The 16,588-nt window shown below is 70.4% G+C and carries 13 protein-coding genes; 11 read left to right on the forward strand and 2 right to left on the reverse strand.

The features are described from left to right. Positions 1 to 938: 938 nt before the first annotated feature. Entirely contained in the window at positions 939 to 3,137 is a 2,199-nt protein-coding gene (locus tag ACIA8L_RS00005; protein WP_395898739.1) for a DEAD/DEAH box helicase, read from the reverse strand. Positions 3,138 to 3,289: 152 nt separating this feature from the next. Between ACIA8L_RS00005 and ACIA8L_RS00010 the strand changes: the two genes are divergently transcribed. From ACIA8L_RS00010 to topA, 6 genes are all read left to right on the forward strand, one after another. Next, the gene (locus ACIA8L_RS00010; protein ID WP_395898741.1) at positions 3,290 to 3,652 is read left to right on the forward strand and encodes an STAS domain-containing protein; all 363 of its coding nucleotides are present in this window, start codon (positions 3,290 to 3,292) and stop codon (positions 3,650 to 3,652) included. A 5-nt stretch (positions 3,653 to 3,657) separates the two neighbouring features. After that, the gene (locus ACIA8L_RS00015) at positions 3,658 to 4,143 is read left to right on the forward strand and encodes an ATP-binding protein (protein ID WP_395898743.1); all 486 of its coding nucleotides are present in this window, start codon (positions 3,658 to 3,660) and stop codon (positions 4,141 to 4,143) included. Positions 4,144 to 4,376: 233 nt separating this feature from the next. Further along, positions 4,377 to 6,755, forward strand: a complete 2,379-nt coding sequence (locus tag ACIA8L_RS00020; protein ID WP_395898745.1) for a sodium-translocating pyrophosphatase — start codon at positions 4,377 to 4,379, stop codon at positions 6,753 to 6,755. Between the two features lie 91 nt (positions 6,756 to 6,846). Continuing rightward, positions 6,847 to 7,368, forward strand: coding sequence for a hypothetical protein (locus tag ACIA8L_RS00025; protein ID WP_395898747.1), 522 nt, complete (start codon positions 6,847 to 6,849; stop codon positions 7,366 to 7,368). Further along, entirely contained in the window at positions 7,365 to 8,270 is a 906-nt protein-coding gene (locus ACIA8L_RS00030) for a hypothetical protein (protein WP_395898749.1), read from the forward strand. The genes ACIA8L_RS00025 and ACIA8L_RS00030 overlap by 4 nt, the downstream gene beginning before the upstream one ends. A gap of 283 nt (positions 8,271 to 8,553) precedes the next feature. Further along, on the forward strand, positions 8,554 to 11,307 hold the full coding sequence (topA, locus tag ACIA8L_RS00035; RefSeq protein WP_395898751.1) for a type I DNA topoisomerase: 2,754 nt from the start codon (positions 8,554 to 8,556) through the stop codon (positions 11,305 to 11,307). Here topA and ACIA8L_RS00040 read toward each other — a convergent pair. Further along, entirely contained in the window at positions 11,304 to 12,593 is a 1,290-nt protein-coding gene (locus ACIA8L_RS00040; RefSeq protein WP_395898753.1) for a D-arabinono-1,4-lactone oxidase, read from the reverse strand. The two genes, topA and ACIA8L_RS00040, sit on opposite strands and share 4 nt — an antisense overlap. 239 nt (positions 12,594 to 12,832) lie before the next feature. On the opposite strand from ACIA8L_RS00040, the gene ACIA8L_RS00045 reads away from it, so the two are divergent. The 5 genes from ACIA8L_RS00045 to ACIA8L_RS00065 all read left to right on the forward strand — a co-directional run bounded on the left by ACIA8L_RS00045 (position 12,833) and on the right by ACIA8L_RS00065 (position 16,585). Then, entirely contained in the window at positions 12,833 to 13,378 is a 546-nt protein-coding gene (locus tag ACIA8L_RS00045) for a TetR/AcrR family transcriptional regulator (protein ID WP_395901640.1), read from the forward strand. Between the two features lie 115 nt (positions 13,379 to 13,493). Beyond that, positions 13,494 to 14,360 carry a Rossmann-like and DUF2520 domain-containing protein gene (locus ACIA8L_RS00050; RefSeq protein WP_395898755.1) on the forward strand — a complete coding sequence of 289 codons (867 nt, stop codon included), beginning with the start codon at positions 13,494 to 13,496 and terminating at the stop codon, positions 14,358 to 14,360. Continuing rightward, positions 14,357 to 15,163, forward strand: a complete 807-nt coding sequence (panC, locus tag ACIA8L_RS00055; protein ID WP_395898757.1) for a pantoate--beta-alanine ligase — start codon at positions 14,357 to 14,359, stop codon at positions 15,161 to 15,163. The genes ACIA8L_RS00050 and panC overlap by 4 nt, the downstream gene beginning before the upstream one ends. Then, positions 15,160 to 15,582, forward strand: coding sequence for an aspartate 1-decarboxylase (gene panD / locus ACIA8L_RS00060; RefSeq protein WP_395898759.1), 423 nt, complete (start codon positions 15,160 to 15,162; stop codon positions 15,580 to 15,582). Before panC ends, panD begins: the two co-directional genes overlap by 4 nt. Positions 15,583 to 15,679: 97 nt before the next feature. Continuing rightward, positions 15,680 to 16,585 carry a septum formation family protein gene (locus tag ACIA8L_RS00065; RefSeq protein WP_395898760.1) on the forward strand — a complete coding sequence of 302 codons (906 nt, stop codon included), beginning with the start codon at positions 15,680 to 15,682 and terminating at the stop codon, positions 16,583 to 16,585. Positions 16,586 to 16,588 lie beyond the last annotated feature (3 nt).

Genomic DNA, 16,588 nt, shown 5'->3' on the forward strand with positions numbered 1-16,588 from the left:
CGCGGCGGGCTCGCACGGCGCGTGCGGGCGGCTGCGACCGTGTCCGCACGGCGCTTGCACGGCTGCGCGGCGCCCGCGTGGCGCTCGCACGCGGCTCCCGCGCGGCGGGCTCGCACGGCGCGTGCGGGCGGCTGCGACCGTGTCCGCACGGCGCTTGCACGGCTGCGCGGCGCCCGCGTGGCGCTCGCACGCGGCGTCCGCACGGCGCGGCCGCGCAGCTGCGCGGCGCCGGCGTGGCGCTCCCGCGCGGCGGGCTCGCACGGCGTTCGGGCGGCTGTGACCGTGTCCGCACGGCGCTTGCACGGCTGCGCGGCGTCCGCGTGACGCTCGCACGCGGCTCCGCGCGGCGGGCTCGCACGGCGTGCGGGCGGCTGCGACCGTGTCCGCACGGCGCTCGCATACGGCGCCCATACGCCGCTCGCACGCGGCGTCCGCACGGCGCGGCCGCACGGCTGCGCGGCGTCCGCGCGGCGCTCGCACGCGGCTCCCGCACGGCGGGCTCGCACGGCGTGCGGGCGGCTGCGACCGTGTCCGCACGGCGCTTGCACGGCTGCGCGGCGTCCGCATGGCGCTCGCGCGGCGGCCGCACGACTTGAGCGGGCCGGCGACCTCGCGCCCGCACGGCTACGCGCGCCCGCATGCGGCGGCCGCGCGACTTGAGCGTGGGCTGGCGACCGCGGGATACGTTCGGGCGCGTGGACGTCGGGGCGGGGCCTTGCGTGCTTGTCGCCTCGCGGGTCTGTGTCTGCGTTTTGCTTTGGGGATATCGGCTGGCCAGCCATTGAGCGGCGACGGGCGTCCACCGTTGCGGGGATTTCAATGTGGTCGATCCACATAGTGCAATGCGTTGGTGGTTGCTATGAGGCTTGGAATGGGCGTTGTGAATTGGTGGTGTGTCGTTAGGGCAGGTTGTTCGGGTGTCAACGGTGTTGATTTTGTCAGATGTGACGTAACGCCAGGGACAGGAGGCGGGTGGCTTCGGGTTTGTTGAGCGGGTTGTTGCCGTTGCCGCATTTTGGGGACTGGACGCAGGACGGGCAGCCGTGTTCGCAGCGGCAGGATCTGATGGCGTCCCTTGTCGCCTTCAGCCATGTTGGAGCTGTGTTGTATGCGCGTTCGGCGAAGCCGGCTCCGCCCGGGTGGCCGTCGTACACGAAGATTGTCGGCAGGCCAGTGTCGGCGTGCGCCGCGGTTGACAGGCCGCCGATGTCCCAGCGGTCGCAGGTGGCTATCAGCGGGAGCAGGCCGATTGCGGCATGTTCGGCGGCGTGCAGGGCGCCTGGCCATTCCACGTCGGGGATGGCCTCGTCGTCCAGGGCGTCCGGGTCGATCGTCCACCAGACCGCCACCGTGCGCAGGATTCGCTCCGGCAGGTCCAGCTGGACGGTGTCGATGACCTCGCCGGACATCAGTTTGCGGCGCTGGTAGCTCACGACCTGGTTGGTGACCTCGACCTCGCCCAGCGCCAGCGTGATCGGGCCGGCCGTTCTCGACTCGCGGACCTTCAGGATCACCATCGACGTCACGTCGCGGGGGTGGGTGCTCCAGTCCGGGTCCTCGGCGTGCACCAGGGCGCTGTTGTCCGCCAGGTCCAACTTGTCGACCACGTACGTAGTGCCCCGATGGAGGTACACCGCGCCGTCGTGGACCTGCTGGTGCGCCGAGCCGGTGTCGACGGTGCCCAGGAGGCGGCCGGTTGAGGACTCGACCACGGCGATCGGGCCGCCGCCGGCGCCGCGGAGGTCCACGTCGGGGCGGTTGCGCTCGGTCCAGTACCAGCCGGATGGGCGTTTCCTCAGCATGCCGGCCGCCACGAGCGCGTCCAGGACGTCTCGGGTGGTCGGGCCGAACAGGTCCAGGTCAGCTTCCGTCAGTGGGAGGTCGGCGGCCGCGCAGCACAGTTGGGGCGCCAGGACGTGCGGGTTGGTCGGGTCGAAGACCGTTGCCTCCACGGGGCGGCCGAACAGCGCCTCCGGGTGATGCACCAGGTAGGTGTCCAGGGGGTCGTCGCGGGCGATGAGAGTACAACTGGCGGATCTTCCGGCTCTTCCGGCTCGGCCGGCTTGCTGCCACAACGACGCCAGCGTGCCCGGGTAGCCGCACATGAGGACCGCGTCGAGGCCCGTCAGGTCGACACCCAGCTCCAGGGCGTTGGTCGAGGCCAGGCCGGTCAGCCGGCCCGCCATGAGGTCGCGTTCGAGGGCCCGGCGGTCCTCGCGCAGGTAGCCCGAGCGGTAGGCCGCGACCTGGGCGCCGAGGCCCGGCACGGCCAGGTCGAGGTTGTGCCTGGCCATCGTCGCGACCAGTTCGGCGCCCTTGCGGGAGCGGACGAACGCGAGCGTCGGCACGCCCTGGGCGACCTTGTCGGCCAGCAGGGCGGCGGTCTCGCTCAGGGAGGATCGGCGGGGGCCGTCCTCGGTCAGGAGCGGGGGCTCCCAGAGGCGGAAGGTGATCTCGCCGCGCGGTGAGGCGTCCTCGGCGAAGACTTGGCAGTCCAAGCCGGTCAGGCGCCGGGCCGACACGCCGGGGTCGCCCGCGGTGGCCGAGGTCAGGATGAATGACGGGGTGGTCCGGTAACGCGCCGACACGCGGCGGAGGCGGCGCAGGACGTGGGCGACGTGGGAGCCGAAGATGCCGCGGTAGGCGTGGCACTCGTCGACGACGACGTAGGCCAGGCCGCGCAGGAAGCGGGACCAGGCGCCGTGGGCCGGGAGGACGCCGTGGTGCAGCATGTCGGGGTTGGTGAGGACCACCCGTGCGTGCTGGCGGACCCAGTCGCGCTCCTCGCGGGACGTGTCGCCGTCGTAGGTGGCCGGGTAGATGCCGGGGAGGCCGAGCTCGGTCAGGGAACGGAGCTGGTCGGCGGCGAGGGCCTTGGTCGGCGCGATGTACAGCACCGTGGCCTTCGGGTCCGTCAGGAGACGGGCGAGGGCGGGCAGCTGGTAGGCGAGGGACTTGCCGGAGCCGGTGCCGGTCGCGACGACGGTGTGCGCGCCTTCGAAGGCCGCGGTGGCCGCGTCGGCCTGGTGCCGCCACGGCTGGAAACCGAAGGCGGTGCGCAGTTGCTCGGGCACCCACTCGGGCCAGGGGACGACGGTCCCGGCGCGGCGGGGGAGCGTTTCGGTGTGGAGCAGCACGTCAAAACTCTAAAACACCTGTTCGAAACATATTTCACGGTACACGCCGGGCGGATATGGGAAAGGGGGTCAAGCGTCGCCTGACGGGGGTGTCGATGGTTAGATGCCCGTGGAGGGCACGCACAATTTGGCCGCCAGAGGAGGAGGTTCGCATGGAGCTGTCGTTGTCGACGTACGACTCCGGCGACCACAAGGTGCTCGAAGTCGGCGGCGAGGTGGACGTCTACACCGCCCCGCGCCTGCGCGAGAAGCTCGTGGAGCTCGTGGAGCAGGGCGCCCGGCACGTCGTGGTCGACCTGAGCCGGGTGGAGTTTCTCGACTCGACCGGGCTGGGTGTGCTGGTGGGTGCGCTGAAGCGGCTGCGCGCGGTGAACGGGACGTTCGGTCTGGTGTGCGCGCATGAGCGGCTGTTGAAGATCTTCCGGATCACCGCTCTGGACCGCGTCTTCCAGCTGTACGACACCGTTGCCGACGCGATCGCCGCGACCGGCGCGGGCAACGACTCCCCGGCGTAGGGTCCATGCCGACAGTTCGTCTCTCATTCTCTCCCGCGCCGGCGCATGTCCGGACGGCCCGCCTGGTCGGTGTGGCCGTCGCGCGGCGCGCCGGCGTGGCCGAGGAGCTGCTCGAGGAGGTCCGGCTCGCGATCGGTGAGGCCTGCTCGCGGGCGGTCGCGCTGCACCGCTCGCACGGCCTCGACGACCTGGTCGACGTGGCGATGGCCGACGGCGACCGGTTCACCGTGCGGGTCGTGGACCGGGCCGCCAACGGCGCGATGGTCCACAAGGCGCCGCAGGATGACGCGGTCGTGCTGCTGTCCGACCCGGCCCTGCCGCTGACCACCCCGCCTGACCTGCTGGCCGAGGAGGCGGTGGCCGCCCGAATGGGATTGGCCCTGCTGGCGGGCCTCGTCGACGACCTCAACGTGTCCGAATTGGCCGAGGGTGTCGGCACCGAGGTGCGTATGTCCTGGCCACTGGAGCGGTCCAGCGACCGTCCGGCGTGAGTGGTCCGGAGCCGGCGGAGGGGTCCAGCGTGAGCAAATCGACAAAGTGCGATTTGTGAAAACGCGCAAGTCGGTGTGACCACGACCACGTCATCCGGCTAGAGTACGGCTCTTGTGTATGACGGCCCTGGTCACTGGGTACCTGGGCCCGTCAGCACGGCTCTCTTTGGAGAGAATCGCCGCCGGCCTGACCGCTCGCGGCGCTGTCATGTGTCGGTACAGGAGGACAACGAATGTCCGGATCACTCTCCGCTGCCGGAGAGATTTCCCTTTCCGGGAGCAATCTGACCTACATCGTCGTCGCGCTGGTCATCGCCCTCGTAGCGCTCGGCTTCGCCGCGGCGCTGGTCAAGGCGGTGCTCGCGACCGGGCGGGGTACCCCCAAGATGCAGGAGATCGCCGGGGCGGTGCAGGAGGGCGCGAGCGCGTACCTCGTGCGCCAGTTCAAGACCCTCGGCATCTTCGTCGTCGTCGCGGTCGTACTGCTGTTCCTGCTCCCGGTCAACGACGCCGGTGACAACGAGACCCTGATCAAGATCGGCCGGTCGGCGTTCTTCGTCGTCGGTGCGGTCTTCTCGGCCTTCATCGGTGGCGCCGGCATGGCGCTGGCCACCCGCGCCAACCTGCGCGTCGCGGCGGCGGCCGGGGAGGACGGCGGCCGGGAGAAGGCGATGCAGATCGCGTTCCGCACCGGTGGTGTCGTCGGCTTCCTCACCGTCGGCCTGGGCCTGTTCGGTGCGGCCCTGGTGGTGCTCATCTTCAAGGACCGGGCCCCGACGGTGCTCGAGGGCTTCGGCTTCGGTGCGGCGCTGCTCGCGATGTTCATGCGGGTCGGCGGCGGCATCTTCACCAAGGCCGCGGACGTCGGCGCCGACCTGGTCGGCAAGGTCGAGCAGGGCATCCCCGAGGATGACCCGCGCAACGCGGCGACCATCGCCGACAACGTGGGCGACAACGTGGGTGACTGTGCGGGCATGGCCGCGGACCTCTTCGAGTCCTACGCCGTCACGCTGGTCGCGGCGCTGATCCTGGGCCGGGCCGCCTTCGGCGAGCAGGGCCTGGTGTTCCCGCTGATCGTCTCCACCATCGGCGTGATCATCGCGATCGTCGGTGTGGCGCTGACCCGCCTGCGCAAGTCCGACCGCAACGGGCTCGTCGCGATCAACCGGGCGTTCTACATCTCCGCCGTCGTCTCGGCGATCCTGGTCAGCGCGGCCGCGCTGTTCTACCTGCCGAGCAAGTGGAGCGGCCTGACCGGCAGCACCGCCGCCCTCGACGCGCTCAAGGGCGCGACCGGCGACGACGCGCCGCCGTTCGGCCCGCACATCACGGCCATCATCGCCGTCGTCATCGGCATCGTGCTGGCCGCGATCATCCAGGCCCTCACCGGGTACTTCACCGAGACCGAGCGCCGCCCGGTCCGGGACATCGGCAAGAGCGCGCTCACCGGCCCCGCCACGGTCGTGCTCGCCGGTGTGAGCGTCGGCTTCGAGTCGGCCGTCTACTCGGCCATCGTCATCGGTGCGGGCGTCTTCGGCGCCTTCCTGCTCGGCGGCGGCTCGATCACCCTCTCGCTGTTCGCGGTCGCCATGGCCGGCACGGGTCTGCTCACCACGGTGGGCGTCATCGTGGCCATGGACACCTTCGGCCCGATCAGCGACAACGCGCAGGGCATCGCCGAGATGTCCGGCGACATCGACGAGGTCGGGGCCCGCACCCTGACCGAGCTCGACGCCGTCGGCAACACCACCAAGGCGATCACCAAGGGCATCGCGATCGCCACGGCCGTGCTGGCCGCGACCGCGCTGTTCGGCTCCTACACCGACACGATGAAGACGGCCCTGGCCGACGCCGGTGAGAAGGCCGACGACGCGGCGACCGCGATCCTGCTCAACGTGGCCAACCCGGGCAACCTGGTCGGCCTGCTGATCGGCGCGGCGGTCGTGTTCCTGTTCTCCGGCCTCGCGATCAACGCCGTGGCCCGCTCCGCGGGTTCGGTGGTGTTCGAGGTGCGGCGGCAGTTCCGCGAGTTCCCGGGCATCATGGACTACACGCAGCGGCCGGAGTACGGCAAGGTCGTCGACATCTGCACCCGGGACGCCCAGCGCGAGCTGGTCACCCCGGGTCTGCTCGCGGTGCTGGCGCCCATCGCCGTCGGTTTCGGCCTCGGTGTCGGCCCGCTGGCGGCCTATCTGGCCGGCGCGATCGGCACGGGCACGCTGATGGCGGTCTTCCTGTCCAACTCCGGTGGCGCGTGGGACAACGCGAAGAAGCTGGTCGAGGACGGCGTGCACGGCGGCAAGGGCTCGCCCGCGCACGAGGCGACGATCATCGGTGACACGGTCGGTGACCCGTTCAAGGACACCGCCGGTCCGGCCATCAACCCGCTGATCAAGGTGATGAACCTGGTCGCCCTGCTGATCGCCCCGGGTGTGGTCACCCTGACGGTCGGCGACGGCAACCAGGCCCTGCGCTACGGCATCGCGATCGCCGCGGTGCTGGTCATCGTCGTGGCGATCGTGATCAACAAGCGCAAGCCGGTCGCGGTCGACGCCGGTGACGGCAACGGTGCCGCCTCCACGGAGGCCGCGCCCGAGAAGGTCACCGCCTGACCTGTACGAATTCACCACCGCAACGCTCCGGCCGGACTTCGGCCGGAGCGTTGTGTTTTCTCGAACAGACGATCGGATCTACGCTGCATCTATGCGCGCCGCCCGGTTTCTCGCCGCCACCGTCCTGGCCTTCGGCGTGGCGGCGTGCGGCGGCCCGGACGGCGTGGAGCCGAAGCAGTGGGCCAAGCAGGTCTGCACCGCACTGACCCCCTGGCGGGCCGAGATCTCGGACCTGACCAGCAAGGCCCAGCAGCAGCTGGGCGCGGCCACGACACCGGCGCAGTCCAAGACCAACATCGTGGACCTGCTGGCCGGGGCCGAGGCCTCCAGCGAGCGGGCCCGGGCCGGGGTGAGCGGCGCCGGGGTGCCGGCGGTGGAGGACGGCCCGAAGGTGGCCGAGCAGTTCGCCGCCTCGCTGACGAAGGCCCGCGACGCCTACGGCAACGCCAAGCGGACCGTCTCCGGCCTGCCGACCGACAAGAGCTTCTACCCCGAAGTCAAGAAGGCCTTCACGACGCTCAACGACGAGTATGGCCGCAGCGCCATCGACCCGGCCCACGTCGGCCCCGAGGACCTGCAGAAGGCCTTCGACGAGGTGCCCGAGTGCCGGTGACCCCGACGACCCGCGTCCGGCAGCTGTCGCTGTTCGGGGTCGAGGCGCGCCCGCCGGCGCCGCTCGACCTGGAAGGGCTGCTGGCCGCGGCTGGGCAAGTGGGCCGGATGGGCGGCACGGGCCGGGTCTCGATCGTGGTCGACGAGGCCTGGCGGTGCGCGGTGCTGCGGGCCGAGCTGGAGCTGCGCGGCCTGGCCGTGACGTGCGAGCCGACGGGTGAGGAGGACCGGTGGCAGCTGCGGACGGCATACTCCGCGCAGCTGGCCCCCCTCGCGGCCACCTGGCTCGACGACAGCGGGGCGAAGGTGTCCCCGCGCACGCTGGCCCTGGACGGCCGCCGGCTGCGGCTGTGGGTGGCCGCCGCGGGCACCTACGAGGGTCCCCGCTCCTATCTTCTGCGCCTCGCCCCGCGCCCGGTGACCCCGCCCGAGATCCTGGAGATCGACGAGATCGTCTTCGAGCCCCTGGAGATCGACGAAACCCCCGCAAGTGCGCCCAAGCCGCGGCGGACGCGCGACGACCAGCCGAACGTCCGGAAGCGCAAGAGCGAGAGCAAAATCACAGCCTTCGATCCCGGCCCGGACGAGTACGCGGACGTCGAGGAGGTCTTCGACGCCGGCGAGTGGGTGGACGATCTACCAACGGTGGAGCTGGACCGGGTGGAGCCGGACCCGGTGGCGCCCGAGGCCCCGGCCGATCCGGAGCCGATCGACCGGCAGGTCGCCGACAACTGGATCGCCGTCGGGGACGCGCTCGTGGCGGTCGGGCTGCCGGCGGTGCTCGTCGGGGCCGACTCCGGCGACCCGGCATACCGGATCGTGGGACAACGGCGGATCAGCCGGCTCGCCGAGTTGGTCGGGGAGGCGCCGGCCGCGGCGCCGGCGGGCGTCTGGCCGACGTAGGCCCAGGTCACCCGCAGTGGACGGATCGAGCCGCTCCGTAGATGTGATTTCGGGCCGACGGGCCCGACAAAACCCCACAAACACGGCACCGGACGCGACACGTTGACAAGATCGGGCTGGTAGCGGTTGTGCATGGGTGTACCGTGGCGCCGATCGGCGTGTCGTAAGCCGACCGCCGGGACGCCCCATTGCGCAACTCGGCGCGAAGGCGAGCGTTACGTTTGACGTCTGTCCGTCCGCACCGGGGAGAACTGTGGCGAACTCCGCCAACACAAAGCGGCTGGTGATCGTGGAGTCGCCGGCCAAGGCCAAGACGATTTCGGGCTATCTCGGCCCGAATTACCTCGTCGAGGCCAGTTTCGGCCATGTCCGGGATCTGCCCGTCGGCAAGAAGGACATGCCCGACGCGCTCAAGAGCAAGCCCTGGGCATACCTCGGCGTGGACATCGACAACGATTTCACCCCGGTCTATATCATCTCGGCCGACCGGCGAAAGCAGATCTCGCGCCTCAAGGACCTGCTCAAGCAGGCCAGCGAAGTCTTCCTGGCGACAGATGAGGACCGCGAGGGCGAGGCCATCGCCTGGCACCTGCTGGAGACGCTCAAGCCCAAGGTGCCGGTCAAGCGGATGGTCTTCCACGAGATCACCCGGCCCGCCATCCAGGCCGCCGTCGCCAACCCGCGCGAGATCAACCGCTCGCTGGTCGACGCCCAGGAGGCCCGCCGCATCCTGGACCGCCTCTACGGCTACGACGTGTCCACCGTGCTGTGGAAGAAGGTCCAGCGGGGCCTCTCCGCCGGCCGCGTGCAGTCGGTGGCGACCCGGATCGTGGTCGAGCGGGAGCGGCAGCGGATGAAGTTCCGCTCGGCCGACTACTGGGACATCATCGCCCGGCTGCTGCCGGAGAACGACACCCGCACGTTCAACGCGACCCTGATCGCGATCGACGGCGACCGCGTGGCCACCGGCCGCGACTTCGACCCGGAGACGGGCAAGGTCCGGCCCGGTGCCGGCGTCATCCACCTCGACGAGACCGGGGCCCGCGGGCTCGCGGCCCGCCTGGAGGGTCGGCCCTTCACCGTCACCCGGGTCGAGGAGAAGCCGTACCGCCGCAAGCCCTATCCGCCGTTCATCACCTCGACGCTGCAGCAGGAGGCGGCCCGCAAGCTGCGGACGTCCTCGGCGCAGACGATGCGCCTCGCGCAGCGGCTGTATGAGAACGGCTACATCACTTACATGCGTACGGACTCGGTGAACCTGTCCGAGGCGGCGATCGCGGCGGCGCGCCAGCAGATTTCCGATCTTTACGGGCCCGCGGCGGTACCGTCGCAGCCCCGCCGATACACCGGCAAGGTCAAGAATGCCCAGGAAGCGCACGAGGCGATCCGTCCCGCCGGCGACAGTTTCCGGACCCCGGGCGACGTCGCGAAGGAGCTCAGCGCCGACGAGCTGCGCCTCTACGAGCTGATCTGGCAGCGCACGATCGCCTCGCAGATGAACGACGCGGTCGGCAACTCGACCTCGGTGCGGATCAACGCCGTCACCCCGGCCCAGGAGTCCGTGGACTTCGCCGCGACCGGCAAGACGATCACCGACCCCGGCTTCCTGCGGGCCTACGTCGAGTCCTCCGACGACGAGAACGCCGAGGCCGACGACGCCGAGCGGCGCCTGCCGGTGCTGGTCAAGGGCCAGCCGCTGACCGAGAAGGGGCTGACCGCGACCGGGCACACCACCCAGCCGCCGTCCCGCTACACCGAGGCCTCGCTGGTCAAGGCCATGGAGGAGCTCGGCATCGGCCGCCCGTCGACCTACGCGTCGATCATGGAGACGATCAACAACCGCGGTTACGTCTTCAAGCGCGGCCAGGCCCTGATCCCCTCGTTCCTCGCGTTCGCCGTGATCGGCCTGCTCGAGCAGCACTTCCCGCGGCTGGTCGACTACGACTTCACCGCCTCGATGGAGAACGTGCTCGACGAGATCGCCAACGGCGACGAGACCGCGGTCAACTTCCTCAACCCGTTCTACTTCGGCAGCGACACCGGCGACGAGGGCTCGGTGGCCCGCCAGGGCGGCCTGCAGCGGATGGTGACCGAGCGGCTCGGCGAGATCGACGCGCGCGGGATCAACTCCATCCCGCTGTTCCGCGACGAGGCCGGCCGCGACATCGTCGTGCGGGTCGGCCGCTACGGGCCCTACCTGCAGCGCACGCTGCCCAACCCGCCCGAGGGCGAGGAGGGCGACCGCGCGCCGGTCCCCGACGGCATCGCCCCCGACGAGCTCACCCCGGAGAAGGTCGCCGAGCTCTTCGTCGGCGGCCAGGGCAACGAGCGCAAGCTCGGCGAGCACCCCGACACCGGCGACCTGATCGTGGTCAAGGCCGGCCGCTACGGGCCCTACGTGATCAGCGGCGAGAAGACCTCCTCGCTGCTGTCCACGCAGAGCCCGGAGGAGCTGACCCTGGAGCAGGCGCTGCAGCTGCTCAAGCTGCCCCGGGTCGTCGGCAAGGACCCCGAGGGCAACGAGATCCTGGCCTCGCCCGGGCGCTACGGGCCCTACATCAAGCGCGGCACCGACACCCGGTCGCTGGAGAACGAGGACCAGCTCTTCACGCTCACCCTCGACGAGGCGCTGGCGCTGCTGGCGGCGCCGAAGGCGCGGGGGCGGGCGGCCGCCAAGCCGCCGCTGCGCGAGATGGGCGCCGACCCGGCCACCCAGAAGCCCCTCGTCATCAAGGACGGCCGGTTCGGCCCCTACGTGACCGACGGCGAGTTCAACGCCTCGCTGCGCCGCACGCAGACGGTCGACGAGCTGAGCCTGGAGGAGGCGAGCGAGATGCTCGCCGAGAAGCGCGCGAAGGGGCCGGCCCCGAAGAAGGCCCGCCCGGCCGCGAAGAAGGCCGCCCCGGAGAAGAAGGCCACCGCCGCGAAGAAGACCACGACGGCGGCCAAGAAGACCACCGCCGCGAAGAAGGCCACTCCGGCGAAGAAGGCGGCTCCGAAGAAGGCCACCTCCTCCCGGAAGAAGACCGAAGACTAGCCGAGGACCCGGTCCGTGTAGAGGTTCGCGAATACGCGGTTCGGGTCCAGCTTGTCGCGCATCGCGGTGAAGTCGGCGAAGCGTGGATAGGCCTGCGCGTATGACTCGGCATTTCGGAAGTTCATCTTGCCCCAGTGCGGCCGGCCGCCCAGTGGCGTGGTGAGCTCCTCGAAGCGGCGGAAGTACTCCTCGTAGGGCGCGCCTTTGTATTGGTGAATGGCGATGTAGGCGTTGTCCCGGCCGTAGCCGTGCGACAGCCAGATGTCGTCGGCCGCCGTGAAGCGCACCTCGACCGGGAACTGGATTTTGTACGGCAGCCCGGCCACGATCCGGCGCAGCCCGTCGAAGGCTTCCCGCAGCGCGGCCCGGGGCAGCCCGTATTCCATCTCGACGAACCGGACCCGGCGGGGCGTGCAGAAGACCTCGTGCGACGCCGCGGTGTATGTGCGGGCCGAGAGCGCGCTGGCGGAAACGCGGCTGATCGGCGGCACGGTCGCGGGAAGCACACGGCCGAGGCGGCAGGCGGCCCCGAAGACCGAATTGGAGAGGAAATCGTCGTCGAGCCAGCGCCGCCAGCCCGGCAGCGGCTGGTCGGCCTCGGCGACGATGTTGTTGCGTTTGAGCTGCACGCGGTCGGTGTAGGGGAACCAGTAGAACTCGAAATGGTCGTTGCCCGCGATGTGCTCCTCCAGGCCCGACCAGACGTCGTCGAGCGTCCCCGGCCGCTCGTCGGCGCGCAGGACGAACGCCGGCGCGCACCGCAGCGTCACGGTGCTGAGCACGCCCAGCGCGCCGATGTTCACCCGTGCCGCGGCGAAGAGGTCCGGGTTCTGCGTCGCCGAGCAGGACAGCTCCGTGCCGTCGGCGGTGACCAGGGTCAGGGCCTCGACGAAGGTCGACAGGCAGCCGTACTTCGCGCCGGTGCCGTGCGTGCCGGTCGACAGCGCGCCGGAGATGGTCTGCGCGTCGATGTCGCCCAGGTTGGGCATCGCCAGCCCGGCCGCGGCGAGGGTGGCGTTGAGGGCGGAAAGCTTCATGCCGGCCTGCACCGTGACGAGATTCTCGTCCACCCGCACGAGGGACGCCATCCGGTCGAGTTCGACCCGCACGCCGTCCGTGACGGCCGCCGGAGTGAAGCTGTGACCGCTGCCGACGGCCTTCACCCGCAGCCCTTCCGCGGCCGCCGCTCGGACGAGTTCGCCCAGCTCAGCGGCGTTGGCCGGGCGGGCGACCCGGGTGGGGGTGGCGGTCTGGTTGCCGGCCCAGTTGGTCCACGGAGAAGTCACGAAATCTGAGTACCCTTCATGTATGCCCCCCGTCAATCACAAGGGTGAAATGCCCTATCCGTCGATCGTGCCCGGTCGTTGACGTGAGTAGGTTTCAAAGGCGGGCAACTCGGCTATCGGCCAGGCCCGACGAGGTAGAGGGGGAAGACCGGGTGGCGACGCAGACTGTGGCCGGTGCCGGGACGAAGCCGTTGCGCCGGGTGCCGGTGCAGGGGCGCAGCGTGGCGCGGGTCGGGCGGATGCTCGACGCCTGCGCCGAGCTCGTCGACGAGGTGGGCTACGACGGCCTCACCACGACGCTGCTGGCGGAGCGGGCCGGGGTGGCGATCGGATCCGTCTACCAGTTCTTCCCGGACAAGCGGGCCATCGTGCAGGCCCTGACCCTGCGCAGCCTCGAGGGCTACCTGGAGCGCCTCGGCGCCCGGCTGGCCGACGAGGACATCGCGCACTGGTGGGACGCGGTGGACGCGGCCATCGACGAGTACATCGACATGCACCGGACCGTGCCGGGCTTCCGCACCCTGCACTTCGGCGACGTCGTGGACATCCACCTGCTCGACGACGAGCGGGACAACAACGACGTGATCGTCTCCCAGCTCTCCGCCCTGCTCATCGAGCGCTTCGGCATCCTCGACGCGAAGCGGCTGCAGTTTGTGCTGGCGATCGCCGTCGAGGCCGCGGACGCGCTGATCAAGCTCGCCTTCCGCAAGTCCACCGACGGCGACCCGGTCGTCCTGGGCGAGGCCAAGGCCCTGATCAAGGAGTACTTGCACCACAGGCTCTAGCGCACCACAGCGGGCGAGGCGGGCTGTTGAGAATGCCACAACAACTGTCCGCTTTGCCCGCTGCGACGCATACTCGTGATCGACCGGTACCCCCTTTTCGAGGACTGGATCGAACATGAAAGTCGGCATCATCGGTGCCGGGCGCGTTGGTGCGGTGCTTGGTGCCGCCCTGGCCCGGACCGGCCACTCCGTTGTGGCCGCCGTAGCGGTTTCCGCCGCTTCCAAGGCTCGCGCCGCTGAACTGCTGCCCGGCGCTCGCTTGCTTCCCGCCGATGCAGTGGCCGCCGCCGCTGATTTTCTGCTCCTGGCCGTGCCCGATGACGCCTTGGCTGATCTGGCGGCGGGTCTGGTGGATCTTGGGGCGATACGACCGGGACAAATCGTCGCCCACACCTCCGGAGCTCACGGGCTGGCCGTCCTCGGACCCGTCGCCCTTCCGTTGGCGCTGCATCCGGCCATGACCTTCACCGGCACGGCGGCCGACCTCGACCGGCTCGCGGCCGGCATCTCCTTCGGCGTCACCGCCCCCGACGAGCTGCGCGCCTTCGCCGCGAGCCTGGTCGGCGACCTCGGCGGGATCGTCGAATGGGTCGAGGAGGAGAAGCGGCCGCTGTACCACGCCGCCCTCGCCCACGGCGCCAACCACCTCGCCACCCTGGTCGCCGAGGCGATGGACCGGCTCCGCGACGCCGGCGTGCACCAGCCCGAGCGCGTGCTGGCCCCGTTGCTGGGGGCCGCTCTGGACAACACGCTGCGGATGGGCGACGCCGCGATCACCGGGCCGGTCTCCCGCGGGGACGCCGGGACGGTCCACAAGCACCTTCGGGCTCTCGACGCCGTCGCGCCCGGATCAGTACCCCCATATCTGGCTCTGGCTCGTCGGACCGCCGACCGTGTGATCGCCGCCGGTCGTTTGCGCCCGCAGGATGCCTCGCCCCTGCTCGACGTGTTGGCGGACGCTGAGAAGGAGCGCATCGCATGAAGGTTGTGACCGACCGCCCGGCCCTGCGTGAGGCCCGCGGCGGCCTTGACGATGTCGCCGTCGTGATGACCATGGGCGCGTTGCACGACGGGCACGCCGCGCTCCTGCGCCAGGCCCGCGCCGAGGCCAAGTCGGTGCTGATGACGCTCTTCGTCAACCCGCTGCAGTTCGGGCCCAACGAGGACTTCGACCGCTACCCGCGCACCATGGAGGCCGACCTCGAGCTGGCCCGGGCCGAGGGCGTCGACGTGGTGTTCGCGCCGACCCGCGACGTCATGTACCCGCAGGGCGAGCCCTCCGTGCGGGTCGAGCCCGGCCCGCTCGGCCTGGTCCTCGAGGGCGCCAGCCGGCCCGGGTTCTTCCACGGGGTACTGACCGTGGTCAACAAGCTCCTCCAGCTCACCCGGCCCGACTACGCGTACTTCGGGGAGAAGGACTACCAGCAGCTCACGCTCATCCGGGCGATGGTGCGCGACTTCGACCTGCCGATCGACGTGCGCGGGGTGCCGACCGTGCGGGAGGCGGACGGGCTGGCGCTGTCCAGTCGCAACCGGTACCTCTCCCCGGACGAACGGCCGGCCGCCCTGGTCCTGAGCCGGGCCCTCAACGCCACCGCCGCCACGGGCTCGATCGAGGCCGGGCTGGCCGAGTTCGCCGCGACGCCCGAGGTCAAGCTCGACTACCTGGTCCTGACCGACCCCATGCTCGGCCCGGCCCCCGACCGCGGGCCGGCCCGGGCCCTGACCGCCGCCCGCGTGGGCGGCACCCGCCTGATCGACAACGTTGGAGTGGAACTGCCGTGATCCGGACCATGCTCAAGTCGAAGATCCACCGGGCCACGGTCACGCAGGCCGATCTGCACTATGTCGGATCCGTGACAGTCGACGAGGACCTCATGGAGGCCGCGGATCTGCTCGCCGGTGAGCAGGTGGCGATCGTGGACGTCACCAACGGGGCGCGGCTGGAGACGTACGTCATCGCCGGCCCGCGCGGCTCCGGCGTGATCGGCATCAACGGCGCCGCCGCGCACCTCGTGCACCCGGGCGATTTGGTCATTTTGATTGCGTACGCGCAATTGGACGACGCCACTGCGCGCACCTATGAACCACGCATCGTGCACGTCGACGCCGACAACCGGGTCCTCGAGCTCGGCTCGGACCCCGCCGGCGCCGTGCCCGGAATGGCGGGTTCTCCCGTCCGGGGCGACCTCGTCCGGTCTTAACCGGCCTTAGCCGCGTTTATCGGCCTGTTGCCAACCGCGTCTATGGTTGGGCAGACTGCCGTGGCATTCAGCCAGGCCCGGGGGAGGACAGAGGACGATGGCGCGCAAGCTGATCGCGGCGCTGGTGCCGGTATTGGCCCTGGCCGTCCTGGCCGGCTGCGGTACGCCCGCCGGCACTGACAAGGACATCACCGACGACTGGGCGATGCTGGCCGCGCCGAAGATCCCGCCGCCGCCGGTCGGGGCGTGCTACTCGACCAACCTCGAATACTTCGCGACCGACTCGACCACCATCTTCTCGTTCAAGGCCGTCGACTCCTGCTCGTCGTCGCACGCCAGCGAGACGTTCTACGTCGGCGACCTCACCGGCTCCGCGGGCAGCGGCAGCACCCCGCCGAAGGGTGCCGCGCTCAAGGACGGCTTCGCCAAGTGCCAGAGTGAGGCCGAGAAGTTCCTGGGTGGCGACTTCCACGACGGCCGGCTCGAGCTGATCGTCCTCGTCCCGTCGTCGACCCAGTGGGGTGCCGGCGCCCGCTACCTGCGCTGCGACCTGGCCGAGGTGGTCAGCGACGGCGACAAGCCGGTCAACCGCTCGGGCAGCCTCAAGGGCACCCTGGGCGGCGACAAGTCGCTGGCGCTGGGCTGCGCCATGGAGGTGTACGACACCGACGGCAAGACGTGGCTGGACTACACGCCCACGACCTGCACGGCGACGCACAACATGGAATACGTGGGCACCTACGCCTCGACCGACCGCCCGTTCCCGAACAACTCGGACGAGCGCAAGACCGCGATGCGCCCCGGCTGCGAGGCGCTGGGCGCGAAGTACCTCGGCATGACCGCCTCCCAGCTGACCCAGCACCAGCAGGTCGGCATCGGCTTCTGGATGGTCGACGAGGAGAACTGGAACCGCGGCAACCGCACGGCCCGCTGCTACGCGATGCTCTTCGACAAGAAGACCGTGACGAAGTCCATCAAGAACATCGGCACCGGCACTATCTAGACA

Origin of the sequence: Dactylosporangium sp. NPDC051541, from assembly GCF_044454505.1 — a bacterium.
Taxonomy (GTDB): Bacteria; Actinomycetota; Actinomycetes; order Mycobacteriales; family Micromonosporaceae; genus Dactylosporangium.